Annotated in this window: 26 protein-coding genes and 1 riboswitch; of the genes, 11 read left to right on the top strand and 15 right to left on the bottom strand. The window is 45.3% G+C overall.

Translation table 11 applies throughout. From position 1 onward, the window contains the following. Window positions 1-281: 281 nt before the first annotated feature. The gene (locus BEP19_RS10840) at window positions 282-1,424 is read right to left on the bottom strand and encodes a glycosyltransferase family 4 protein (RefSeq protein WP_120189877.1); all 1,143 of its coding nucleotides are present in this window, start codon (window positions 1,422-1,424) and stop codon (window positions 282-284) included. Next, window positions 1,421-2,521: a glycosyltransferase gene (locus tag BEP19_RS10835; RefSeq protein ID WP_170145342.1), complete on the bottom strand. Its 1,101-nt coding sequence runs from the start codon at window positions 2,519-2,521 to the stop codon at window positions 1,421-1,423. Before BEP19_RS10835 ends, BEP19_RS10840 begins: the two co-directional genes overlap by 4 nt. 179 nt (window positions 2,522-2,700) lie before the next feature. Here BEP19_RS10835 and BEP19_RS10830 point away from each other — a divergent pair, with 179 nt between their 5' ends. Next, complete coding sequence (locus BEP19_RS10830; protein WP_170145341.1) at window positions 2,701-3,813, top strand: glycosyltransferase; 1,113 nt, start codon at window positions 2,701-2,703, stop codon at window positions 3,811-3,813. Between the two features lie 95 nt (window positions 3,814-3,908). On the opposite strand, the gene BEP19_RS10825 is transcribed toward BEP19_RS10830, so the two are convergent. From BEP19_RS10825 to BEP19_RS10795, 7 genes are all read right to left on the bottom strand, one after another. Then, on the bottom strand, window positions 3,909-4,478 hold the full coding sequence (locus BEP19_RS10825) for a Uma2 family endonuclease (RefSeq protein WP_120189874.1): 570 nt from the start codon (window positions 4,476-4,478) through the stop codon (window positions 3,909-3,911). A 31-nt stretch (window positions 4,479-4,509) separates the two neighbouring features. Continuing rightward, complete coding sequence (locus BEP19_RS10820; RefSeq protein WP_120189873.1) at window positions 4,510-5,319, bottom strand: cytochrome c oxidase assembly protein; 810 nt, start codon at window positions 5,317-5,319, stop codon at window positions 4,510-4,512. Continuing rightward, entirely contained in the window at window positions 5,300-5,782 is a 483-nt protein-coding gene (locus BEP19_RS10815) for a DUF2243 domain-containing protein (protein ID WP_245983480.1), read from the bottom strand. The genes BEP19_RS10820 and BEP19_RS10815 overlap by 20 nt, the downstream gene beginning before the upstream one ends. Before the next feature lie 204 nt (window positions 5,783-5,986). Next, window positions 5,987-6,439, bottom strand: a complete 453-nt coding sequence (locus tag BEP19_RS10810; protein ID WP_120189872.1) for an OsmC family protein — start codon at window positions 6,437-6,439, stop codon at window positions 5,987-5,989. A gap of 82 nt (window positions 6,440-6,521) precedes the next feature. Next, window positions 6,522-6,704, bottom strand: a complete 183-nt coding sequence (locus BEP19_RS10805) for a hypothetical protein (RefSeq protein WP_120189871.1) — start codon at window positions 6,702-6,704, stop codon at window positions 6,522-6,524. A 96-nt stretch (window positions 6,705-6,800) separates the two neighbouring features. Next, the gene (locus tag BEP19_RS10800) at window positions 6,801-7,067 is read right to left on the bottom strand and encodes a DUF3006 domain-containing protein (protein WP_120189870.1); all 267 of its coding nucleotides are present in this window, start codon (window positions 7,065-7,067) and stop codon (window positions 6,801-6,803) included. Window positions 7,068-7,071: 4 nt separating this feature from the next. Continuing rightward, window positions 7,072-8,271, bottom strand: coding sequence for an MBL fold metallo-hydrolase (locus BEP19_RS10795; RefSeq protein WP_170145340.1), 1,200 nt, complete (start codon window positions 8,269-8,271; stop codon window positions 7,072-7,074). A 172-nt stretch (window positions 8,272-8,443) separates the two neighbouring features. Here BEP19_RS10795 and BEP19_RS10790 point away from each other — a divergent pair, with 172 nt between their 5' ends. Then, window positions 8,444-9,016, top strand: coding sequence for a uracil-DNA glycosylase (locus BEP19_RS10790; protein ID WP_211329337.1), 573 nt, complete (start codon window positions 8,444-8,446; stop codon window positions 9,014-9,016). Window positions 9,017-9,266: 250 nt separating this feature from the next. Then, complete coding sequence (locus BEP19_RS10785; RefSeq protein ID WP_120189869.1) at window positions 9,267-10,784, top strand: acyl--CoA ligase; 1,518 nt, start codon at window positions 9,267-9,269, stop codon at window positions 10,782-10,784. 338 nt (window positions 10,785-11,122) lie between these two features. Here the strand turns inward: BEP19_RS10785 and BEP19_RS10780 are convergent, their stop codons facing one another. Beyond that, window positions 11,123-11,842 carry a VCBS repeat-containing protein gene (locus BEP19_RS10780; RefSeq protein ID WP_120189868.1) on the bottom strand — a complete coding sequence of 240 codons (720 nt, stop codon included), beginning with the start codon at window positions 11,840-11,842 and terminating at the stop codon, window positions 11,123-11,125. Between the two features lie 456 nt (window positions 11,843-12,298). On the opposite strand from BEP19_RS10780, the gene trhA reads away from it, so the two are divergent. After that, window positions 12,299-12,934: a PAQR family membrane homeostasis protein TrhA gene (gene trhA, locus BEP19_RS10775; RefSeq protein ID WP_120189867.1), complete on the top strand. Its 636-nt coding sequence runs from the start codon at window positions 12,299-12,301 to the stop codon at window positions 12,932-12,934. 195 nt (window positions 12,935-13,129) lie between these two features. Here trhA and BEP19_RS10770 read toward each other — a convergent pair whose 3' ends face one another. The 4 genes from BEP19_RS10770 to BEP19_RS10755 all read right to left on the bottom strand — a co-directional run bounded on the left by BEP19_RS10770 (window position 13,130) and on the right by BEP19_RS10755 (window position 17,464). Further along, window positions 13,130-14,554, bottom strand: a complete 1,425-nt coding sequence (locus tag BEP19_RS10770) for a hypothetical protein (protein ID WP_120189866.1) — start codon at window positions 14,552-14,554, stop codon at window positions 13,130-13,132. Continuing rightward, window positions 14,541-15,074 (bottom strand): RNA polymerase sigma factor, encoded by a 534-nt coding sequence (locus BEP19_RS10765; RefSeq protein ID WP_245983479.1) that lies wholly within the window; start codon window positions 15,072-15,074, stop codon window positions 14,541-14,543. The genes BEP19_RS10770 and BEP19_RS10765 overlap by 14 nt, the downstream gene beginning before the upstream one ends. A gap of 249 nt (window positions 15,075-15,323) precedes the next feature. After that, complete coding sequence (locus BEP19_RS10760) at window positions 15,324-16,625, bottom strand: LLM class flavin-dependent oxidoreductase (RefSeq protein ID WP_120189865.1); 1,302 nt, start codon at window positions 16,623-16,625, stop codon at window positions 15,324-15,326. Window positions 16,626-16,711: 86 nt separating this feature from the next. After that, complete coding sequence (locus BEP19_RS10755; protein ID WP_120189864.1) at window positions 16,712-17,464, bottom strand: 3-oxoacyl-ACP reductase; 753 nt, start codon at window positions 17,462-17,464, stop codon at window positions 16,712-16,714. Window positions 17,465-17,610: 146 nt separating this feature from the next. Then, a riboswitch (TPP riboswitch) is annotated at window positions 17,611-17,711 on the bottom strand. A 195-nt stretch (window positions 17,712-17,906) separates the two neighbouring features. Between BEP19_RS10755 and BEP19_RS10750 the strand changes: the two genes are divergently transcribed. Continuing rightward, window positions 17,907-18,854 carry an arsenic resistance protein gene (locus BEP19_RS10750; RefSeq protein WP_120189863.1) on the top strand — a complete coding sequence of 316 codons (948 nt, stop codon included), beginning with the start codon at window positions 17,907-17,909 and terminating at the stop codon, window positions 18,852-18,854. A 120-nt stretch (window positions 18,855-18,974) separates the two neighbouring features. Here the strand turns inward: BEP19_RS10750 and BEP19_RS10745 are convergent, their stop codons facing one another. After that, window positions 18,975-19,832 (bottom strand): class I SAM-dependent methyltransferase, encoded by an 858-nt coding sequence (locus BEP19_RS10745; protein WP_120190003.1) that lies wholly within the window; start codon window positions 19,830-19,832, stop codon window positions 18,975-18,977. A gap of 649 nt (window positions 19,833-20,481) precedes the next feature. Between BEP19_RS10745 and BEP19_RS10740 the strand changes: the two genes are divergently transcribed. From BEP19_RS10740 to BEP19_RS10720, 6 genes are all read left to right on the top strand, one after another. Beyond that, the gene (locus BEP19_RS10740; protein WP_120189862.1) at window positions 20,482-20,802 is read left to right on the top strand and encodes a helix-turn-helix domain-containing protein; all 321 of its coding nucleotides are present in this window, start codon (window positions 20,482-20,484) and stop codon (window positions 20,800-20,802) included. A 68-nt stretch (window positions 20,803-20,870) separates the two neighbouring features. Then, on the top strand, window positions 20,871-21,806 hold the full coding sequence (locus BEP19_RS10735) for a hypothetical protein (RefSeq protein ID WP_120189861.1): 936 nt from the start codon (window positions 20,871-20,873) through the stop codon (window positions 21,804-21,806). Then, complete coding sequence (locus BEP19_RS17405) at window positions 21,803-21,988, top strand: hypothetical protein (RefSeq protein ID WP_147393791.1); 186 nt, start codon at window positions 21,803-21,805, stop codon at window positions 21,986-21,988. The genes BEP19_RS10735 and BEP19_RS17405 overlap by 4 nt, the downstream gene beginning before the upstream one ends. A 57-nt stretch (window positions 21,989-22,045) precedes the next feature. Then, a complete protein-coding gene (locus tag BEP19_RS10730) occupies window positions 22,046-22,717 on the top strand; it encodes an N-acetylmuramoyl-L-alanine amidase (protein ID WP_120190002.1) in 672 nt (223 codons plus the stop codon). A 200-nt stretch (window positions 22,718-22,917) separates the two neighbouring features. Beyond that, the gene (locus tag BEP19_RS10725; RefSeq protein ID WP_120189860.1) at window positions 22,918-23,142 is read left to right on the top strand and encodes a DUF1659 domain-containing protein; all 225 of its coding nucleotides are present in this window, start codon (window positions 22,918-22,920) and stop codon (window positions 23,140-23,142) included. A 90-nt stretch (window positions 23,143-23,232) separates the two neighbouring features. Further along, window positions 23,233-23,463, top strand: a complete 231-nt coding sequence (locus BEP19_RS10720; RefSeq protein WP_120189859.1) for a DUF2922 domain-containing protein — start codon at window positions 23,233-23,235, stop codon at window positions 23,461-23,463. Window positions 23,464-23,499 lie beyond the last annotated feature (36 nt).

The raw sequence follows: 23,499 nt of genomic DNA, 5'->3' as shown, positions 1-23,499 counted from the left end.
GGCGGTTGTCCCTCGACATCTGACCATTCTTGACAGCATCATCCAGAACGTTTCCTGTTCATAATCGAGCGGAGCTTTTCATACATAGTAAAAGGGCAATCCCACTTTTGGAAGGAAAAACGGCGCGTGTTCTTACACCTTTCGCCTTTCATCCGCATAAGTTCACATCAATTCACATTATTCCACACAAGGCGACACAATCCCCCATCCTGATCATTCACACCCATTCACACATATTCACAATATGCGACAAAAAGAAAAACCCCGGGCTCTCCCGGAGTTTATTTATTTTTATCCAATTTTCGATAAATCCCCTGTAAATCGCGGGCGACGCGAGTAAACGTATACTTCCGTTCGGTTAACTTTCGACCATACCGCCCCATTTTCTTCGCTCGTTGACGGTTTCTTAACAGCTTATTTAACGCTGTTGAAAATGCTTTTGAACTTCTGTAAGCGCGAAGGGAATAGCCATTCTTTCCTTCGATCATGACCTCCGCGTTTCCGCCGCGTCGGGTTGTAACGATGGGCAGACTCGCTGCCATCGCTTCATAGTGAACACGCGCGAGCGGTTCTTTCCATTGAGAAGCGCACACGAATACGTCTGCAGCCGCGTAATAGCGGGGCATTTTATTGACGGGGATATACGAAGTGAACGTGACATGCGGATTTAACTTAGCGGCTTCGCGATACAATTTGCGAATATAAGGGGTCCGTTCATGTTGCGCGTACCACTTGCTGCCGACGACAAGCAAACGGACATTGCGATGCTTTTTGATGACGGATTTCATGCTTTTGAGGACAACATGAGAGCCTTTGTCGGGGACCAAACGGCCAACGAATAAGACCACTTTTGACTTTTTGGGAATCCGCCAACGTTTGCGAACGGATTTGCGCCACTTTTTCCAACGAGCCGAACCTCGTTTTGGGTAGTCCTTTAAATCAACGCCCGAATAAACAGGACGGATTTTTGAACTTGAAAACCCATAGCGCGTCACATGTCTGGCCACAAAACGGCTGACCGTCACAATGTAATCGACATGCTTCAAACAAGCGCGCGCATCTTTATCTTTAAGCCGCTTCGTTCCGAAAAAAAGATTGTGCAAACTGAGGACGACCTTTGTTTTCGGACTCGCCTTCTTCACTTGGGTCACTAAGGTCGGACGATTAAACACTTGGGCAATATCATAGTGATCCTTTTTTATTTTTTTCAATACTTTTTGTTCAAATTTGCTTTTAGGATAACGAACGTACGTCACGCCGCCGCGATTTTCACGGTTCGGTAAAGATGTGTCCGAGATGGAAAATACAGTCACTTTGTGCTTCTTGGCGAGGATCGGAGCGACCTTAGCGATATAAAGCTGAATCGCGCCCCCCTTCACAGGAGGACAAGGACCGCGATCCGAACAGATCATCGCTATTTTCATCGCTTAACCCCCCGTTTTCGTTTTTTCTTCTTCCTTTTTCTGTTTCTTAACACTTCATCATACAATCTTTCTAAACGCGCCGTCTGCTTCCGACTATCGAAATCCCGGGCGATTTTCCGCCTAGCGCGGATTCCGACTCCTTTCCATTTGTTCGGACGACGAATGACATACAACAACATCTTCGCCAATGCCTTTGAATCCCGCTCACGCACGAGAAAACCTGTTTTTTTGTGCGTAACCAACTCGGGTATCCCCGCATGTCTCGTAGAAATGACTGGGACCCCGCTGGCCATCGCTTCTTTCAATACGTTGGGAATCCCTTCCTGGTCCCGATTTTTACCGGTCACACTGGGCAGGCAGAAAAGATGTGTATGGCGCATCTGTTTCACGACCTGCTGATGAGGCAATGTGCGAATCATGTTCACTTTTTTGCTTAAACCTAGTTTTCGGACGAGTCTTTTGATTTGATTGCGTTGACTGCCGTCTCCAATCATCGTTAATTTTACATTCGGGACCCGTTTCGTCACCCTTTTGAAGGCGCGCACGAGATACTTCGCCCCTTTTTTCTCGACGAACCGCCCGACATATAAAATTTTAATCGGACCCTTTTTGGGACGTTTACGCGCTTTAAAGCGGAATTTTGCTAGATCTATTCCACTATGCTGCACGTGAATTTTTCTCTTGGGACAACCGTATTCGCGTAAAATACGGCCCATCTGCCGATTCGTGACGGTGAATTTCTCGCCATGACGGAACAATTTCTTTAAATTTCTATACTTTTTTCGGTTTTTACGATTACGCGGATTATCATGACCGTGGAAGGACGTGATCATCGGCAACCCTGTTTTACGCTTCGTGTCAAGCAAGTCGATCCCTGCATGCCCAAAACGAGCATGGATCAGGTCAATCTTATTTTTCCGAAGATAATGTCGCCAGCCTTTCTTTTTGTTGATGACCGTGACGCGCGGATACGGAAACTTCTTTCGGTTTGAACGTTTTTTCGCCAGCACATAGGCTCGATACCTTTTCAACCTTTTCAACTCTTCATATATAAACGTTTCTGTTGGGGGCAAGAAATTACTTCTGATGACAGCCACCCTTTTCATCCTGTCACCTCATTTTTATTTTCGAGTTTGAGCAATCTTTTGTATGTATATGAGCCGCCAGGCGAGTTCGCCCGGTCCATTCGCCTAAATCACCCAAAAATAGACGAATGCCGCCTGCAAATCGCCGTCGCGCTCATACAATAGACCAAACGATAAAGGGTGGGATGTTCGTGATCAGCTATGTCGTCGGCCGCAATTTTGGCCATTTAAGCCGCTGTGTTCCGAATGTGAGATACTTAAAGAAAAAAGGGAAAAGAGTCACTGTCTACTCATTCGGCGGGGTTCATAGATGGTTGAGATCGAATCTCGGTTCATCCGCTACCAAATTGAGACCGTGTTCAGGAAAGCAAATCAAAGGGGTTCATCGTAAACGATTGTTGCGCTCGCGTCTAATTGTCCATGATTGGCGCAAAGAGATGAAGCCGCTTAAATCGATCCCAAAAAAGAGACGACCGATCATCTGCGGCATCTATCACAGTGACTTAAAAATACGCAAGTCCGATTCCAAGCGAGCGATCAAATTTAAAAAAGAAGTCATCCGCGACGCCAACCAAACGACCGATGTCTTCTTCCACATGACGCTTGGCCAGCCAAGCTATATTCCGAAAATGAAAGGAACCCGCTATGTCCCGATCCCATTGATCGTTAGACCGATCAGTCAGTCCGCCCAAAAAGTGAAAAGGAAGCTGGGTCTTAAACCGAATGAACGGTTTATTTTGGTCCAGATGGGCGGCGGCAAAGGGAAATATCGCTATCAGCATATTAATCAGTGGTATAAACGAATCGACCGCTTGAAAACGAAGCATCGAATCGTGATTGCCGGCCAACTGAATCGCGGCAAAGGCTATTCCTTCAAAAATAAACGCATCATCAAAGCGCCGTTGTTTCCGAATGGCAGAGATCTAATCAATGCCGCCCATATCGTTATTTCCAAACCGGGCATGGGTGTGCTAACCGATTGCATTGCCTCCAAAACACCCCTTCTGATGCTACCCGCCGACAGCCGCGAGCGCGTCGTCAAAAACGACATGCTACGTCGCTTAATCGGCTCAAACATGTGCATCCTCCGCAACGGAATGTCCACGCGTCAACTGCAAAAACGAATCAATAAAGTAGACAAAAATCGGAAACGCTACACGCGCGCCTACTCCAAAGTACGCGTAAACGGCGCTCAAGTCATTGGAAAAGCGCTCTTACAACTCTATAAAAAGAAACCAACCCACGTCAAAAAGCTATACCCACGGTTACTCAAAGTAACCCCTTACTCCGTCAAAAAACGCTGATCCCCGTGGGGTCAGCGTTTTTTTTTGGGGGGGCCGCGCGATAGAACGCAGCGACGGAATGAGCGCTTATAGGCGGGGACTCCCCCCGATATTTCTTACGTAAACACAGCGGTTAGGTTGATAACAAGCCCCTCAAATAACGGAACGTCGATCACGTCTCCTTTTCCATAGCATGGCCCAGCCTCGTATGTTCCTTGCTCAGATAGAAGAAACGTTTCAATCGTTTGGTTTAACGGATCCACGATCCAATACTCTTTTATAACGGCTCGCTCATATAATTGTTTTTTCAGCCCTCTGTCTTTTTTTGCTGTCCATGGAGATAATACTCCAAGCGCAAAATCGGGAACACCCTCACACCCTGTTGCGGTAATTTTGTTCGAATCGCAAACCACAGTCAAGTCGGGTTGTACAACGTGTTCATCTTGCTTCTTTTGATCGGGAAACAAACGGACATCGAATGGGGCAATGAACACTTCACACGAATGATCTTCGAAGTAGTCAGCAAATTTTCTAGTTAAACGTAACAAAACTCTTTGATGTTCGGTTGAAGGAGCGGGCGTCATGTTATAGGCGATTCCATCGATCAATTCCCAACGTTCATTGTCAGGCCATAAAAGATAGTCAGCATACGTATAGCGTTGATTCGGTTGTGGACGAGCGACCATCCACCCCACCTCCTTTTATGATCCCATTTTATCACATTTCGTTCGAGGATTTGGAAGCGGTTACAACTTTTATGGGACGACTCGCTCGATACCATTGCAGACAAAGGATCAGGATAATCAGGGCATCGACCACATCCCCTCCGTAAAACATCAGCATCCCTCCTCGTTCCGCTTCCGATCGCAAAACGCCTTGTGGCGGATCGGCGTAAATGTACTTAGATAAAATGCAATGCGCGGCTAAAGCCGAAACCAACACAGTCATCCGATACGTGTAACTGGCTCGATGCGGGTTTGGGTCAATCTCAATCATCGCCGTCGTAAACACATACCCGGCTAAAAAGACATGCAAATGAATCAACACATGCAGTATTGTATATTCATGCATCATGGCGTACAAATTCGTCATATAGAGAATCCATAACCCGCCAATATTGAGCAATGCAGCCACCACGGGATCGGAGATCATCCGCAACAGTTTCTTTCTTAATAACGCAGTGAGCCGTCTCGCCAGATGGATCGGAAGCGTCCGTAAGATAAGGGTAAGCGGTGCCCCAAGCGCCATCAACAACGGCCCCAACATCCCAAGCAATAAATGGCCGATCATATGTGCGAAAAAATCAACATACGCTTTTGAAGCTAAGGGACCGATTACGGCGACAAGGGAGCAAACGCTGCCAAGCAGCCAAAAGAAGGTACGTAAGAGTGGCCAACGTCTATATTTTCGATTGGAAAAAAGGACCGCCAACGCATAAACAAAAATCCCGAGCAAAAAAGGAAATGCCAAAATCCATTGAGCGACAACTATGGGATCAAACAAAAAATTATGTAGATGCGCGTTCACGTTTTCGCGGTTCCCCTTCTCGCTGTGACCCTTGCTGAAGCTGTTTGACCAAGACCAACCCGATCACAAGCATCAGCGCGCCCGTTAAATTCCAAATGACGTCATAGACAAGCAGATTGTTCACGTACCTAATTTGATGGAGGCGCATCAATTTATGTTGAATGATCCCGTCATACAATTGAAAAGCGCCAGCCCCAAGCCAGACTCCACCCCACCACCGCCTCATCCAAACCGCATTTCGACGACGAAGATCAGCAAACATAAACAAGCCTCCAATCGTCGCAAACCAACTAAACGCATGAAACAACCCGTCCGAAATTAAACCAATACGTGTCGTTTCCCGATCATAAAAGTGATGCCATTGCAGCAATTGATGGAACACCGCCTCATCCACAAAAGCAATGAACCCCATTCCGAATAGAAAGCCCGACCACAAATTTTGTTTTCGATATTTATTATCCAATGATCACTCGTCCCTTTTCCATATACTTACACTCAGTTTGTCCGACATGGAAAAGTTGTACTCCTTTTTAAAGGGAATAGCGCGACCCATTACTGACCGATCACCCGCTTGATTGGCGCCTAACACGAAAAAAGCGGGCGCTGACTGACACACCCGCTTCCTTCCTCCGCCTCTTACGACAGAGCGCCGCGCTATCGCGGTATCCTATACCCCTACTTCCGCCTTGCTCCATTCATTTCGAATCAAAATGCCCGCTGATTTGATGATCTGATAGATGGGACAGCGGGCGTCCACTGTATCTTGTAATTGTTGAATACGTTCGCTAGATTCGGAAGTTTGGAGGAATGCCTTGACGATGACCGTTTGCAATTTAGGGTCCACATTCGGGTCGCCCATCAAGCCGCGCGTGTCTAACGTGGCGTCGACCTCAAATGAAATTCCTTGTAAGTCAAAGTTCATTTCTTTAGCGATGATTTGAGCCATCACATTTTCGCACCCGAGCAAAGAGGCAAGCAGGGTTGAAATCGGATTGGCCGCTGTATCTTTTCCGCCAAGCGACGCAGGTTCATCGATCGTTACTTTATGCTTACCGTCCGCCACCGCGTCAAACCGCATGCCTGTCCCTGTTCCTTCTATTTTAAAATTCATGATTGACATGTGTAAAACCTCCCCATTTTTTATAGTTTCCCGCCGATTGTTACTCTTCCAATATATCACAGTGACTCAACCTGATATACGATTATTTATCGCGCATTCGTTTTGCTAGACGCTGATAGAAACCCATCAGTCCGAACGTGAACAACACGACCATCGCGGTTTTAAAATAACTTGTTTTAACGGTGTCGCTAAGTGAATCTGACTGACTCCATGCCGCTGTTCCGAGCACACAGATGATAATGGCTAACAAGATGGTATTATGCAACGTTCTCCTCCAATGATGTCGATTCTACGCAAGTCTTATGTAACTATACTTCCTATTCTGAAAATGAGTTTTCTCTCAATTTGATCCTATGGAGGGTTAATCTGATTGGAAGCGACTTCCTTTTTTTGCCCGTAGCTTGGCCATTTTCGCTTGAATTGAATCCTGTTTTTGGGATGTTTTTGCTGGATTCGACGTAATATCGACAATCTCGTCGTTGGCATCGAATGAAAGGGTCACCCAATCCCCCTCTTTTAACTGCTCTGTCATCTTTGAAAGCGGAACGACGCATTCCTTTTCTTCGTCCCCAATCAATAAAACAAGATGCTTGCCATCAACGATGCGATCCACCACAGCTTCTTTCATCGGCTTACCTCCTTACACAAGCGAGTCCTTCCGCTTTAATATCTTTCAACCGACCTTCGCCTATGCCCTTGATCCGCGTTAACTCATCCACTGAGCCAAACGGACGCAACGCAATTAACTGATCGGCATAGTCGGTACCAATATGTTTAATTTGAATTAATTCCTCTTTTGACGCGGTATTGATATCGATGCAATCGCCAAGGGATTGCGGCCCTTCATCCAAAGGCGTTTCAGATTTCGTCTGAATAAGCTCCGCGCCCTGAGCGCCTTTTACTTGATACGTTTGTCCATCAGTGACGACTAACATCGTTCCATTGCGGTCGGTTCCATAAAGTGGGATATTCAAGCGACTGAACAGATCGACCACTTCTCGGTGCGGGTGACCGTATTCATTTTCCCTGCCCGCGGAGTAGATACCCACCTTTGGTTTGATCGCCTCCAAAAATGGTTGCGTGTTCGAAGTGGATGACCCATGATGCCCTAATTGAAAAATATCGGCTTGGATGTTGCGCCCCCGATTCAGCATTTCTTGTTCCGCTTCTTTTTCCGCATCCCCGCTAAATAAAAACACAACATCTCCAAATGTCACCCGCGTCGAAATCGAACCGTTGTTGAGATGGCCCGTCACGGTTTGCGGGTGAATGACTTCGAGATGCGCGGAGCCGATCGTAAACGTTTCTCCTGCCCGCGGTTCATGATACCCTGCGTCGGAAGACAGAACCGTTTCGAGCGCCCGTTCAAACGTTTTCGACGTATGCTCATCTCCGCTCATCCACACTTCTGACACCTCAAAGTGGCTCATCACCTTTTCGAATTGTCCAAGATGATCAGCATGCGGATGGGTAACGACAAGTAAGTCCAATGCCTTAATTCCGCTGGACTGCAAATACGGAACGAGTTCATCCCGATCGTGTCGCCCCGTATCGATTAGGATCGTAAAATCAGGTCCTTGCAACAGCGTCGCATCCCCTTGATCCACATCAATAAAATGAGCAATCAGTTTCCCATCCGTTGAAACCTCGGTTGCCGAGATGCCTCCGCCCGGTTCCACCGCGCAACCGCTAAGAACAACGGCCACCATCATCAGCATTCCGATGACCAATTGACTTGTCCTGCTTCGGCGTTCTAGCCGATTCGAGATCCACGCTGAAGCAGTAGCTTGAAAAACACGCCCGAATAACGAGCCTAAATGACTAAACTTCATTGAACTCCCCCAGCTTATATGATTTTATCTATTATATTATAATTGGAAGGATTAGCAAAATAGCCCGTTTCAGACACGAACCCTTTAAAGGAAAGCCGACGAGAATAATTTAGAAACCGCGACCCGATACTACGAAAAACAAAACGCTTGATCAAAAGGGGGCGCGTTGGATTTGACTGAATTTCAGGCCGTCATTTTACCCGAGGAAACCGCTCCGCCCGACGCTCGCGCCTGCGAAAAATGCGAGTTGTCAACACATCGTCAACGGGTCGTTTGGGGCGAAGGCAATCCAACCGCTCCTCTCTTCATCCTGCTCGATAATCCGGGCTTGCGCGAAAATAAGGAGGGGCAACCGTTTGTTTGCGGCACGCGTCAAACGTTGCAACGCGGCTTGCTTGAAGCAGGGCTAGACTTGGATTCGGTTTATATCACCTACTTGCTTAAATGCCGTCCGAAAAAAGCCTATGATAAACCGCTCGCTCGTCAAACGTGTTTCTCTCACCTTCAATTTCAACTGATGGAAAAGAAACCGCAATTCATGCTTGGCTTAGGGAACACCGTTGCCCAAACACTGTTTTCCGATGAAAACGTCGATGTGAAGGGGCTCCGCGGATCGTGGCATCTGTTTCAAGATTCGATCCCAATTGCCTTTTCCTATCATCCGCTTGCTGTTCGCCGCAGACCCGCGCTATATCGTTTCTTTTTAGAAGATTTACAACATGTCGCAGCCCGCTTTCCTCGCTAAAAGGAGCCGGGCTTCTTTTCAAACACCCAATCACCTCATTTTTAACACGGAGCGAATGCTAGAATTCTAAGCATTTACCCCATCCAAAGTATGTTGAAATCCCCTTTTACGACGCATGGGGATTCCTTCCATTTTTTCTTCCTTCTCATTGTGGGAATAAATTGATACAATAATATAATATGATCTTCATACGTGGTCTTTATATTCAAATTTGGACGTACTGAACTTCGACTGGAGGAAGAAGAAAACAATGAACAATCATTCAAACAGGACAATGCGCGAATTGCTAGACTCACAAAAAGATAATAATGAAATCGCTATCATGGCCCCAGATAAACCATCATTAACATATAAGCAAATCTATGAGTATGCTGGTGATTTATCTGCCGCTTTGAATCAATTTGGAATTGGGCTCGGGGACCGAGTTGCGATCATCATGGAGAATGGACCGGAATTAATTTTAAGCTTCCTAGCGACAACGATGAAAGCAACCGCATTTCCACTGAACCCGATGTATAAGGAGGAAGAGTTTGCTTTCTATTTGGAAGACATTGAAGCCCGCGCTTTGATAACGCTTCCAGAAGCAAATGAGTTGGCTCTAAAACTGGCGAAACCTGGCATGGTCATCATTCAGGCCAATCCTCAAGCAAATGGCTCGCTAACATTTGAGCTGATCAAAGGTGAGTTGCCTGCTCGTCCTGAACAATGGGCTGGCGCCGATGATGTAGCCATGCTTTTACATACGAGTGGCACGACGGGTAGACCAAAACGCGTTCCACTATCCCATGCCAATTTAATCGCTTCCACATCAAATATCGTATCCACCTATGAATTAACATCGCAAGATCGATCATTATGTATTTTGCCGTTGTTTCATATTCATGGCATCGTCGCCTCTGCTCTTTCGACGCTTGCGTCGGGCGGAACGCTCATTTGTCCAAAAGGATTTAGCGCCAGACGTTTTTGGGATTTGGTCCATACATACAAACCGACGTGGTACACGGCTGTGCCAACGATCCACCAAATTATTTTAACGAGAGTGGAAGAACATGAAGAGATCGTGAAAAACAATCCGTTTCGGTTTGTTCGTTCATGCAGCTCCTCACTGCCGCCTGTTGTTTTAGAACGAATGGAAAAAGCGTATAACGCGCCCGTACTCGAAGCTTACGGCATGTCGGAAGCCGCGCACCAAATGACGTCGAATCCACTGCCCCCTAAAAGTCATAAATCTGGCAGCGTCGGCATTGGATTCGGCGTTGATATCGGAATAATGGACGAAGAAGGCAATCTTTTACCGGATGGAGAAATCGGCGAAGTGGTCATAAGAGGAGCCAATGTTTTTAACGGCTATGATGAAAACCAAGAAGCGAATGAAGAATCTTTTACCGATGGGTGGTTCCGCACAGGGGACCAAGGCATGAAAGATGAGGAAGGGTATCTGTTCCTAACCGGTCGTTTGAAAGAACTCATTAATCGCGGCGGTGAAAAAATCTCACCTTTTGAAATTGATGATGTGCTGTTGCGCCATCCCTCCGTTGTTGAAGCGGTTTCATTCGGCGCCCCAAGTAAAATGTACGGTGAGGAGGTCCACGCAGCCCTCCTTTTGAAAGAAAAAGTAAATGAAGATGAGCTAAAAACGTTCTGTTCCGACTATCTGGCTCGCTTTAAAGTACCTGTTAAATTTCATCTGTTAGAAGAAATTCCAAGAGGCGCCACGGGCAAAATACAAAGAACGAAAATGGCGGAACTGTTGGGACTTACGACTTAAATAGGAGAAGAGAATAAAAATCGGGGGAAGCGAAGGCCATCATGTCTTCGCTTCACTTCGTTGGGGTTCGAGGGCGCGGATAGATGATGATTTTAAGCGGAGTTTCTCCGACTATTTCATGGAATCGAACCAAGAATCGCGAGAGAAGCGGAAGCACTAACGAAAAAGATAGATTTAAGCGGAGTTTCTCCGACTATTTCGTGGAGCTGAGACAGGGAACGCGAGAGAAGGAGATGGACTAACGAAAAAGATAGGTTTAAGCGGAGTTTCTCCGACTATTCCCGCGGCTGGTCGGCTATAAAAAAAGGAGCAGTCCCATCGACTGCTCCCCCCTCTATCTATGTTCCAAAAATAGCGACATTTTGATCTTGTAAAACAAAACGATTTCCATTCCAGCCTAATTTGTTTAACACATAGCCTAGGCCGTCAGCATTGTATCTCCCCGCGATTCTTTGGTACGCCAATAACTCATAAACGCCATTGGAGTCAAAATCGACAGGGTACAGTCCGCTTAATGGATTGACGAAGCCGCTGATCGGCTGTTTCAATTTACCATTCTTGTCATAGATCTCATTCAAATATTGCGCATCTCTTAATGAAATATCGATCATGTATCTTTTTCGATTATTTTCGCTAATGAATTCCACTTTATAATGATCTCGATAATGAACCTGATAACGATATTGTTCGTTGTATACATTAGAGTCAAACAGCAATTGCGCTTGGTTATTCATGAAAGAATAAATGTACTCATTCATGATTCCCCCGCTCCCGCCAGTCGCGCTGCTTACCAAAATATCGGCAACCCCATTCCCCGTAAAATCCCCTAAAAAAAGAGTCGGGTTGTAGCCCGCGTTTTCACGCAGAGGCGCGCTTACGGAACTTCCCGTTCGTCCATCTCGGACAACAAGCGTAATATTTTGTATATATGGACTGTCTGAAGCTTTGGTTCCCGTTAAATAAACATGATCCGGCACACGATCCCCCGTTACATCCCCTACTGCATACGCGACGACACTCGGTTGAACTTGATTAGCCCTTGAATAATAATGATACATAATATGCTCCTTTACTTCATGATCCCTATCATCTTATGGGCTAATCACCTTTTTGCTACAAGAGTCATGCTTTTCAACGCTGAATTCCTAATTCTTTTTTTGATTTTCATTCTTTTGCTTCTGGAACATCGACCGAATCACACTGAACAAAATATACCCGCCAAACACGTATAAAATGGGTTGAAAGAGAACCAACGCTTCTCGCATGACATCTCCTCACTTTTAAAATATTCTGAATATTTTTATTGTACCACAATTAACCTTTTAACTCCAATTATTTCCTCAAAACATTTTACTGTGTCTTTTACACTATGAGTTTCAGCAGTGCTTTAGAACAGAATTCGTCTAAAATCGATATGGTTTGTCAATCCTAATTAAAAGTTGATGATCCCCCTCGTAAATGGTAGAGTTAGGAGATCAACCCGTTAGGATCGATGAAAGGAAGTGTGTCGCCCGATGGCAAGTACGCATGTTTTCTCCAAAGGGGAGGAAATCGTGAATGCAATTACCCACGGTATCGGCGCTTTATTAAGTATCGCCGCCCTCGTCCTCCTGATTATTTTTTCATCTTTATACGGTAACGCTTGGCATGTGGTCAGTTTTAGCCTCTTTGGAGCAACAATGGTCATGTTATACTTTTCATCCACCTTTGTTCATGCTCTTCCAGAGGGAAAAGCGAAAGATGTCTTTGAGATCTTGGATCATTCCTCGATCTATTTCTTTATTGCGGGCACATACACGCCTTTTCTTTTTACCGCTGTCAACAATGGATTAGGCTGGACCTTGTTCGGAATCGTGTGGGGGATTGCCTTAGGCGGGACCGTGTTCAAATCATTTTTCGTTAAAAAATATCTGTTCATGTCTACCGTGCTGTATGTCATCATGGGTTGGTTGATTGTGTTCGCCTGGAACACGTTGGTCGCCAACATTTCCGTGATGAGTCTGCGTTTTCTCGTGATCGGGGGCATTCTCTATACAGTCGGAGCGGTCTTTTATATGTGGAGAGGCTTTAAATTTCATCATGCCGTTTGGCATTTATTCGTTTTAGCCGCTACCATCTGCCATTTCTTTTCCGTGATGTACTTATTATAAAAGCAAGTTGGGGAGCCAATAAGTGTCCCCGAGTCATTTTCTCGTCTGAAAAAAGGGGAAAATGGCGGCGATTTGCGAAAGTCCAGTTGGAAAGTTGTTACACATTATAAAAAAATTCCCTCCCCTTGTGTTGCGCCTGGGAGGGAATTTCTAAATTCTCATGAAATAATCTCGTTCAACCAATCTGTAAAATTTCTATTGAACAGGAATGCGAACACCATTGATCAGGATCGCTGTCACTTGTTCAACAGCGAGTGGCTCACTCGTACTCCAACTCGCATGGAAGGTCTGTTTATTCGAATCCTCGCTACCTCCTCCCCCTTTTAACGGGATGAGTAGCTCATCTACCATTTCAACTTCGAGCGACATGTCACTGAACACGAAATGATCACCCTGATACGTCCCGATGATTTCAACCCCTAACGGGCTAAGCGTAATCATTTCGAATAGATGTCCTTCAACTGGAATGTCATTTTTCCACGTGCGTAATCGGCTCGGATCATTCACATGCGCCGCTACCTTCCATTTTCCTTTTACACCGGAGTAGACCGCGCCTGTATAAAGAAGCGTATATTCGCTGAGATCCTTTGTATCTACGGGAAAAATGAATTCTTCATATTTATATCGAGCATCGCTATAGTCGCCTTTTTGAATATCAACGAAGTTGCCTTCATCATCACCAAGCAATACGACACTATATTCGGGAGGGATGAGTTGACCATTCGGACCTTTTAATGAAAGATTCGCGTCAGTAGAACCAAACTCTTGGTTATAGATCTTGCCAATCTGAACATGTAATTTCCCATCACTCTTCCCGATATTAGAAACCCATTGATCTTGTTCCCCATGCGGCATAGCAGCATAATTCCCTGGATTGAGAACCTTCGTTACGAAACTCCAATCATCTCCTAGATTACTTCCTCCCCAAATTTGCGCTTCTTTTATAGGGACGATGTTGGCTTTTTCAACTTCAGAAAGAGTTACTGAAATCGGTTCTTCCATATAATCTCTTCCGTCAAAATAAATCAAGAAACTACCTAACTCTAACGGATCTTGCATCGGGGCGGTAGCGTCAGCCGTGATATTAAACTCGTAATAAATCGTGTTCGTATCCTCATCGAAAAAGATCACGTTTTGACTATATGAAAAACCCGTGGCGACCTCTTGTTGTCCGTTCACCCTCTGTGGATTTACTTTCACACCGAACCCCTCTCTAAAATCCGTCTGTTCCGTCAGCCGATTTTTCCCTGTTAGATCCTGCAAAGAGAGATAGACGATCGCCCGATTATCGTATTTCTGGGCCCCGATCACTTCCATTCGGATGCCTTCATCTTCACTATAAGCTTCGACCGATTCAACAATTTCGCCAAAAGAAGGATTAAATCTCTGCATAAACCAATCAAAATTCCCTAAAGCAGCAGCCGTGCCCGCAATCAGTAGGACCGACATCAATCCGCCTACAAGCGCTGGCCTTGTCCACCATCTTTGACGCCTCATGCCGACGACCTCCTTTTCCTCCTGTAATCTATCTTTCACCTGTTCCGCCAGTTGACTTGAATCGACCGTAATTTGAGAAAGCAGCTGATGGATTTCTTGTTCATCCCTATCATATTTGTCCATATCGAGACTCCTCTCTACCATATTCAGCATTCAAATAGTGAAGTAGTTTCTCCTTCGCTCGCTGGTACCGCTTCCTTAAAGCAACGGGAGAACTTCCCGTCAACAAAGATAATTCTTCGTAACTTTGCTCCTCTATGATCCGTCCATATACGAGCGCCCGCTCCTTCGGTTTCAGCTTCTGTAAAGCGCGAAGCGTCTCATCACTCAACCCTTTATCCTGCTCAGCTGAAATGTCTTTAACGCGAACTTCGTGAAAATATAGGATTCTACGAAACCTTTTTCGTTGATTTAAACAACGATGGTAGGTCATTTTGTACAACCACGCGGAAAGATTGTTGCCATCAAACGTATTTCGATTTTGATAGGCTGACAGAAAAACTTCCTGCGCGATATTTTCCGCCTCATAATAATCACATAAAATAGCCGTCGCATAACGCAGCAGTTTTTCTCCGTAAAGACTCATGATCTCTTCAAGCTCATCTTCCCCACCAACCACAAACCTTTGACCCAGGTCCTGCACAGTCCGATCACCCCCTCTATTGTTTTTCAGTCGACTGTACCCTTATAACAAACCAGTATCCTGTTTTGTGACATTTATTTTAAAAGAAAAACGAAAATGGATAGTGAAAAACTTTGAGGGCGATCCTCATCGTAAAGTGAGGCGATAAAGTCGCCCATATCCTAAAATTCTCGCTCATATCCCAATTCCCTAACGAAATGTACGCAAAAACCCCCTCACTACCACATTAGTGAGGGGGTTCATCATGTATTATGCTAATCCTAGATGTTCGCGGAAGGTATGACCTTCATATTTTTCTCTGTATATGCCTCTTTTTTGCATTTCGGGTACGATCAGTTCAACAAAGTCTTCTAAACTACCAGGAAATGTCGGAGGCATGAGATTAAATCCGTCCGCCACGCCCTCTTCAAGCCACATCTCCATCTCATCCACAATTTCCTCGGGTGTGCCGATCAACGTGCGATGTCCGCCGCCTGCGCTTAAATAGCCTAGCAACTCTCTTACTGTCGGCTGTCTATCGTTGATAATTTCTAGGATCGTTTGATAACGTCCACTCGGTCCTGTAAATTCTTCGACTGGCGGTAAGGTTGGCACAGGTTTGTCGATGTCCCAGTTTAAACAATCTTGTCGCACAAAGAAACTCAATTGTTTTAAACCTGTTTCAATCGGTAGCCGCTCATCTAAGGCCGCTTTTTTAGCTAGAGCTTCTTCACGCGTGTGACCGACATAAGTGACTAAGCCTGGAAACACCTTAATATGTCGATCACTTCCGTTTTGTCGCAATTGTTCATCTAATCTTGCGCGGAATCTTTTGGCTTGCTTTAAGTTCCACGACACGGAATAGACGGCATCGGCATATTTCGCCGCTAAGGCAACGCCATATTCAGAGGCGCCCGCTTGCATCGCTACCGGTCTGCCATACGGACTTTTTGGCGTGGTCAGTGGACCATGCACTTTAAAATGGGCGCCTTCGTGATGAATCGGCTGAATGTTTGATGAATTGATCAATCGATTTCCTGCTCGATCGTGTATAAAATCTTCAGTGTCCCACGAATCAAATAGTTTATTCATAACAGTCGCGAATTCATCCGCCTTCTCGTAGCGTTGTTCATGGGGAGGCAATCCATCCATACCATGATTGAATGCCTCTAAATCTGTCATGGATGTCACGAGATTCCAACCGATGCGTCCTTTTGTAATATGGTCCAAACTTAAAAGTTGGCGCGCGGCGGTGAATGGATTAGCGAAAGTGCTTGAGATCGTTGATACTAATCCCACATGACTAGTCACTTGGGAGATCGCTGTTAAATTGACAATCGGATCCAACCAAAACATAGGCATTACACTCGGATCATTAGCTGGAAAGGATTGATTATCAGCAAAAAAGACGGCGTCAAAGAGCCCCTTTTCCGCTACTTGAGCCAAGTATTGGTAATAGGAAACATCTCCGATATCTTCAACACTTGAGTCAGGCATTAACCACGCAGCTTGGTGGTGTCCACATCCAATTAGCAAAACACCGATGTGCAATTGTTTTTTCTTATCTATCATTTGTTTACACCTCAAAACACATCATGATAAATTGTCTCGTCTACTCTTTATTAAAAAAGGGGGTGTCTATTGTGTTTGAAGCGCGATTAGTTCATTGTCAATCCACCGTCAACAGTAATATTTTGACCTGTCACTCCGTCCGCATTTTCCGAAGCTAAATAAGCGACCATGTTGGCTACATCTTGCGGTGTCGTCACTTTTCTCAATGGCGTTGATTGCGCAATCAGATCGAATACTTCTGGCGTGGTCACCGCGCTGGCGTCCGTCGTTTTTAATAATCCGCCTGAAACGACATTCGCTCGGATCCCATATTGGCCCAACTCAACAGCGATATTACGCGTGAATCCGATCAGTCCAGCTTTAGCCGTCGTATACTCATGATAAGGCACAACAGGATTTTGATATAAGTTAGTACCTATGCTGATGATGCCTCCATTTTTTCGATCAATAAATTGAGGGATTACACTTTGAGCGATATTAAATGCCGCTTTTAACGTGCCATCAATTTGTTTTTGGTAGTCTTCCCAGGAAAGTTCTGGAAAAGGCTTCTGTTCCGTTGGATCAAATTTGAAATCTACCAACGCATTGTTAACGACAACATCGATCTGGCCAAAATGTTCCGTTCCCTGTTTTATGAGACGATCTACTTCCGCGCGATTGGTTACATCGGCCTGAATAGCAACCGCTTTTTCTGAGCCAATTTCGGAAGCAAGCTTTTCAGCAGCCTCTTTGCTTTGATAATAATTGATCACTACATTAAATCCTTGATCCGCCAATGTCTTTACAATCGCCGCCCCTAAACCTCTGCTTCCACCTGTTACGAGAACCGTCCTACTCATCGTACCCACTCCTCTATTTTTACTTTTTTGATGAAACTCAATAAACAAAATGATCGATAAAATAAAAAATACACAACCTCCCCATAGGAAAATTGCGTAAAAAAATAACTACATATTAAGAATAAGACTGACCACTCTTTAAGTATGTATTAGAAGTTACACTTTCCTACGCTAGTTTCAAATAGTTCAGGTTCAAAGGGTTTGAGTTCAAACTCATCTCAGTTAAATAACACCCCTAGTGCATCTATTAAAGCTATATTTAATATATAGTTAATAGATATTTATGTCAAGGCGGGAAACGAGCTACACTATTTCCTCAATTTCGTTCATTCGCCTTGCTAGTTTAGAGCTTACTTTCCACTAGCCAACACCTTTTTATCCGTTCTAAGGAATGATAAGATGATATGTGTTTAAATTGTTATCGTCAGGTGTGATTGCATCAATGGGATTATTCGAAAAGCTATACACCCTTATTATTTTCGTAGCCGTAATGATGGGGATAAGTATAGGACAAGTAGAACTAATACGAGCGAATGCGGATAATTTCATTGTCCCACTATTAGTAGCTATGCTGTATATTACCTTCTTACAGATTCCAATCGAAGAAATAAAAAAGGCTTTTAAAAACATGAAGTTTACGTACACTGCAGCGATCATTAACTTTGTTTGGACCCCCGTGTTAGCGTGGCTTCTTGCATTATTATTTTTAAGTGACAATCCTGCGCTCTATCTTGGATTTATGATGCTGATGGTTACACCATGTACGGATTGGTACTTAATTTTCACAGGAATAGCCAAAGGAAATGTGGCATTAGCAACAGCTATTTTACCTCTAAACCTCGTCTTGCAAGTCACTTTGTTGCCTATTTATCTTCTTGTTTTCGGAGGAACGACAGGGGTTATAGAATTTTCATTGCTGATCAAAAGTATTTTAATTACTTTATTCTTACCTTTCATTTTAGCTTTTCTTACAAAAATCGTCTTGAGAAACAAGCAACAGTTTAGGGATTATCTCATCTCTCATCTCAGCATGTTACCGATTGTTTTGCTTAGTCTCGCCATCGTTGCTATGTTTGCTACTCAAGGTCAACTATTGCTAGATCACTTAGATCTAATGTGGCAAATCACCGTCCCGATCCTTTTATTTTTCATTATTAATTTTGTTGTCGGACAAAAGGTCGGACAGTTTATGAAGTTCCCATACAAGGACAGAGCCAGTCTGAATTTAACGATCTTAGCAAGAAATTCGCCCATTGCCTTAGCCATTGCTATGACCGCTTTTCCAAATCAACCCTTAATCGCTTTAACACTCGTTATAGGACCATTATTGGAATTACCCATTCTAGCTCTCATCACTCAGCTTTTATTATTTACAAATGAAAAAAAATAGCAGACTATTACTAACTACCCGATGCATTCGGTTACTCGTTTTGAGGGGGCCTAGCCCCCTTAGCTAGGTGAAGCGCCAAAGCGGTGCGCCCTGAGCGGTTAAATCCTTCTATGATCAACGCTATGTCATCGCAAGTAAAAATTCCTCCCCGCTCGGCAACCGTAGATTGTCTGTTCGGTCGCTAAAATAGCGTTCGTTTAAATCTGCGGCAGATACATGGCAAACGTCGCGGAACCGGAGCTCACGCGCCAACGCTGTCATTTCTGAAGGTGTGAAAAAGCTAATAAAAGGTGTGCCGCTCGCGCGCGCTCCTTGCTTGGCCTCCTCCACTTCGGATCGGATTTCAGAGTCGGTCTGCTCTAACGGCAGTAGAAATGTCATAGCCAATGTGGAGCCTGGGGCAAGCTGCGCCGTCCGACGCAACATCGAAACAATCGCATCGTGTGTAAGGTACTGCGTGACCCCTGTGGCTGCAAGCACAGCGGGCTTATTTGTGTCAAAGCCGACGCTTGTTAGCTGCTCCCACCAAGACGCGCCCTTTTCGAAATCAACGGGGGCAAAGTGTAACGAGTCAGGTACTCCAAAACCCAATTCCATAAGGCGTTGCTTTTTCCATGCTTGCGTGCTTGGAGCATCCACTTCAAAGATTTTCAACTTCGAGGAAAGCTCTGGTCTCCTTTGAGCAAAAGTGTCCAATCCCGCCCCAAGGATAACATATTGCGTAATCCCTTGAGCGAGCCGCTCTAAAACGATATCCTCAACAAAACGCGCGCGGGCCACGATAGATGCTCGAAAACCACTGGTACCCACTGGATCCATATCTGGGCGTTGACGCCAATCTTCTTTCGGCGCAATCAATTCCAGTCCGATATTGTCTTCAAATACATAGGGCGGCGAATCCACTTGTAGGTGCATCGCGCGCCACAAAGCCACCCTTACTGCCGTATGATCTGGTTGCGCTACTTGCTTATCACTCAATGTCGTACCCTCTCTTCCATATTGCTCCCGCTTTAATTCGCGCGGCGCAAACGAACCATACATGGTCAATAGAAATACTGTAGCTTACTTTGGGAATTTCATCTATATCATTTGATCATTTAAGGTAAATATTCACAACAAAGTTGGCCCGACGATTACGATATGCGCCTCTTTCTTACAAACGCTACAAGCATAAGATCGCTCATATCCGCCGAGCGGCTGCCCCCTCCCCTCCCTTGGACTGGTTCTAATCCAAAACCAGTCTTTTTTAAAACCGCCATTTAATTTAAATAACGCCAACCCTCATTTGACGGGGGCTAGGCATGTTTCCTTGTTATAGACAAACTGGTCCAAACGAGAACTAGTCCCGATTTAAAACCAGTCCGTTAGATCTATAAAGATTTATAAGATTAAAAGAGATAGATTGATCTATGATCTTCATATAATTGTCACATTATTCCTGTTTTTCCCCAGCGCAAAAGTCCTACATTTGGTAAATTAAAAGAGATGTGGGAGGACAGACTCAATTCGACAATGCGTTACACCTAGAAAGTGTGAGACAATCACCTTTTTTAGCGAAAACTCACACCTGTGGTGCCTGTTCAGATCTTCTTTCATTGTTTACACTTAAATTAAAGGGAGTGATTTGATGAAGCATATTGGGTTTTACATTCGACGAGCCAGAATGGCCAAGCAGCTTACCCAGGAACAACTAGCGGAAAGGACAGGTTGCAGTTACTCTCACATTCAGAAGATTGAACAAAGGAGGAAGTCGCCGAGTCAAGAAACACTTCAAAAGATAATAGATGTGTTAGGTCTGACACCTGGAGAAGTATACACTTACGGATCAGATCATTTTGAATATCAATCCCAATTATTACAGGACGTCATTGTTATCATGGAAACAGATCCTGAATTTGTAGTCTCGATTGTTGATGCTTATCATTCGTGTAAAAGAAAGATGAACTAGGGTAGGGTCCATCCTCCCTCCATCACATGTACCAAACAAATTTAATCCGCTATGGAGGTTATCATCTCATGAACTCACAAACAGTACATGGTCCTCGTCCTCTACTCGATCCTGTTGTTTTAGCTGAGTGGCTTCCAAAATTAGGTGAAAAAGCTTTGCTTGCCTGGATCCAATTTCAAGGCTGGGTTACCGAAATGAATGAGAGCGAGGGAGAGCTAACGTCACACCTGATCCCTACCTCCCTGAACAAAATCATCCAAAAATTGCAGACAGGAAAATCAACTTTTTACGGAAAAATTCTTCATCCTTTGCTTTCGTTTGGACTCGTTTATTTGCAACGAGCGCCTCATTCCAAACAAGAACTGCGTCTCATTGTCCACAATGCGCCTGTGCAACCGCAACCTTACGTCATTGTCGCCGCTACTCCCAATCTCGATGAACAAACGCCAACCGTTACACTAGAAAAAGGGGAGTCAAAGCAGACTGTTGAAAAACCTGCTGAGCCGCTCCCTGCAACGATGGAAGCAATTATTGATCAAGACGATCAACTGTCAGACAAAAAAGAAACGATCGTCCAAGCCTTCAACGACTGCAAAGATCATCCGCTATTCAATGAACCGCAATTTCTAGAGAAAATCTATGCTTGTCTCCAATACCGTCACGTAAAAAACTTTGGGGCGTATCTTTTGAAATCTTTACATAACGAATGGAACAGTGCTTCATCCAACAGGAAAAAGTCGATGCAGGCGCAGCCACAACGATCATCGCAAACGCTCGGCGCGAGAGAGGCTTCTCTGCCAAGGGGGCCAATCACGGGAATAGGTCCAACTCGACCTTCTTCCAGATCCTCACAACGGCGTGGTTCTGATCTGCCCGAATGGGTCATCAAGCAACAACAGCGGCAAGAGCTCGGTCTCGCTACCGACAAAGAGGACAAGCTCTCGCCCGAACAACAAGCAATCGCAGCTGATCTCTTACGAAAATTGGAGGCGTTAGGCTCATGAATCCGTATCTTTCAAAGCAACCCACATACGGCGATAAACGTTGCCCTGCCTGTGGTCTGACCGTTGCTCTGTTTCTCAATGGCGACCTTGTCCCTTGTCCGTATGGACCGCCCGCTTTTTATCATTTTGGGTGCAGACATCCGCCGACTGAGGCGCGGCAACCGACCGATCGATCACGTTAACTCTTTCAGCTATCCATCCTATACAGAACAAAGCCAACACTAAAAGGAGGACTCTCAATGCATCCTATTGTCTGGAAACCGAGCCCAAACTTCACGCCCAATGTCCGTTCCATAACCACCCTGCCGCCGACCCCACCGCTAATCGTGTTGCATACGATGGCCGGGTTTATGGCGGGCACGCTCGCCCATTTTCAAAATCCGACCACCCAAGTGAGCAGCCATTACGGTGTCGGGCGCAACGGCGAGATCCATCAATACGTCAAAGAAACGGACGGCGCCTGGACGAACGGGCGGGTCCTGAAGCCAACCGCTCCGCTTATTTTACAACGGCGCGGCAATCCGAATCGTTACACGATCACGATTGAATTTGAAGGAAAAGACCGCGGCGGCACGCTCGATGAAGCGCAATACCAGGCGGGACTTTGGCTGATCAAACAGATCGCCGCCCGCTGGCAGGTCCCGCTCACCCGCGATTACATCATCGGACACAACGAAATCGATTCCGTGAACAAAGTGTATTGCCCGGGTCCGCTTTTTCCATGGACGCTACTCATGAAAGATTTGCAAACAGAAAAATCGCTCGTTTCGATTTGTGACAATGGCCGCCCGATCGCGATGGGGTTTATTGAAAATGGACTGACCTACGCCCCGATCCGCAAAGTCGCGGAGGCGTTAGGCTATGACGTCAAATGGGAAGAACTCGCTCGACGTGTCAATTTAAGGAGGTGATGCCTTTGTACTCAAAATAATAAATTATTTCAAAACAATTGTTTACAAGCAACACGAAAGGCGCTATACTTAAATCAATGAAGTGAGAGGAGGTTGGTCGACAAGGTTCAACAAGTTCCGACCGGGGTCAGACCCGTTCCTCTAGGGGTATCCGTATCCCAATAAGCTTCAGAAAACCGATTGAAGGGAGGTGAAACAAGATGATGTACACGACAAAAGACAATAAGCAAATTAAGCTTGGGTTTCTCGTCGGAGTCAGCGATTTAGGCAAACCGATCTTCAAAAGCCGCTCATACAAAAACGTCGACTCCGAATTTGCGACATTGGATAATGTCCAAGCCTTTGGCGACGCCCTCGCCGTCCTATCTGAATTGCCGCTGGATCGCGTGATCTTAGCGACTGAATCCGAAGTCATTCGCATGTAACTGAAATCCAAACTAAGTCCCATGTCCTTCCGTTAACCGCCTCGGTTGACCCGCCTCACGACTATTTCCTCACGAAAGGAGGTGCGCCTCATGCCTCGTGAAATTGACGAAACCGTTATCGCTTTGTATTTTGCAAAAGACGATGGAACGACGGTGAAATTTGAAGTTCCCGCCGCAAGGGAAGATGTAACGGACGCTGAAGTCAAACAGCAAATGGAAGAAGTCCTCGAAATTGGCGCCGATCTATTCGGCATCGTCTCGATCAAAGGAGCCGCGATCACGCATCGCACAGTCACACCGTTTGATGTGCAAGAAGCGTAATTTAATAAAAATCTAAAACAACCCAAAAACAAAGGG

Origin of the sequence: Ammoniphilus oxalaticus, from assembly GCF_003609605.1 — a bacterium.
Taxonomy (GTDB): Bacteria; Bacillota; Bacilli; order Aneurinibacillales; family RAOX-1; genus Ammoniphilus; species Ammoniphilus oxalaticus.
The sequence above is the reverse complement of the archived record's forward strand: the minus strand, read 5'-3'. Positions and strand labels throughout refer to the sequence as shown.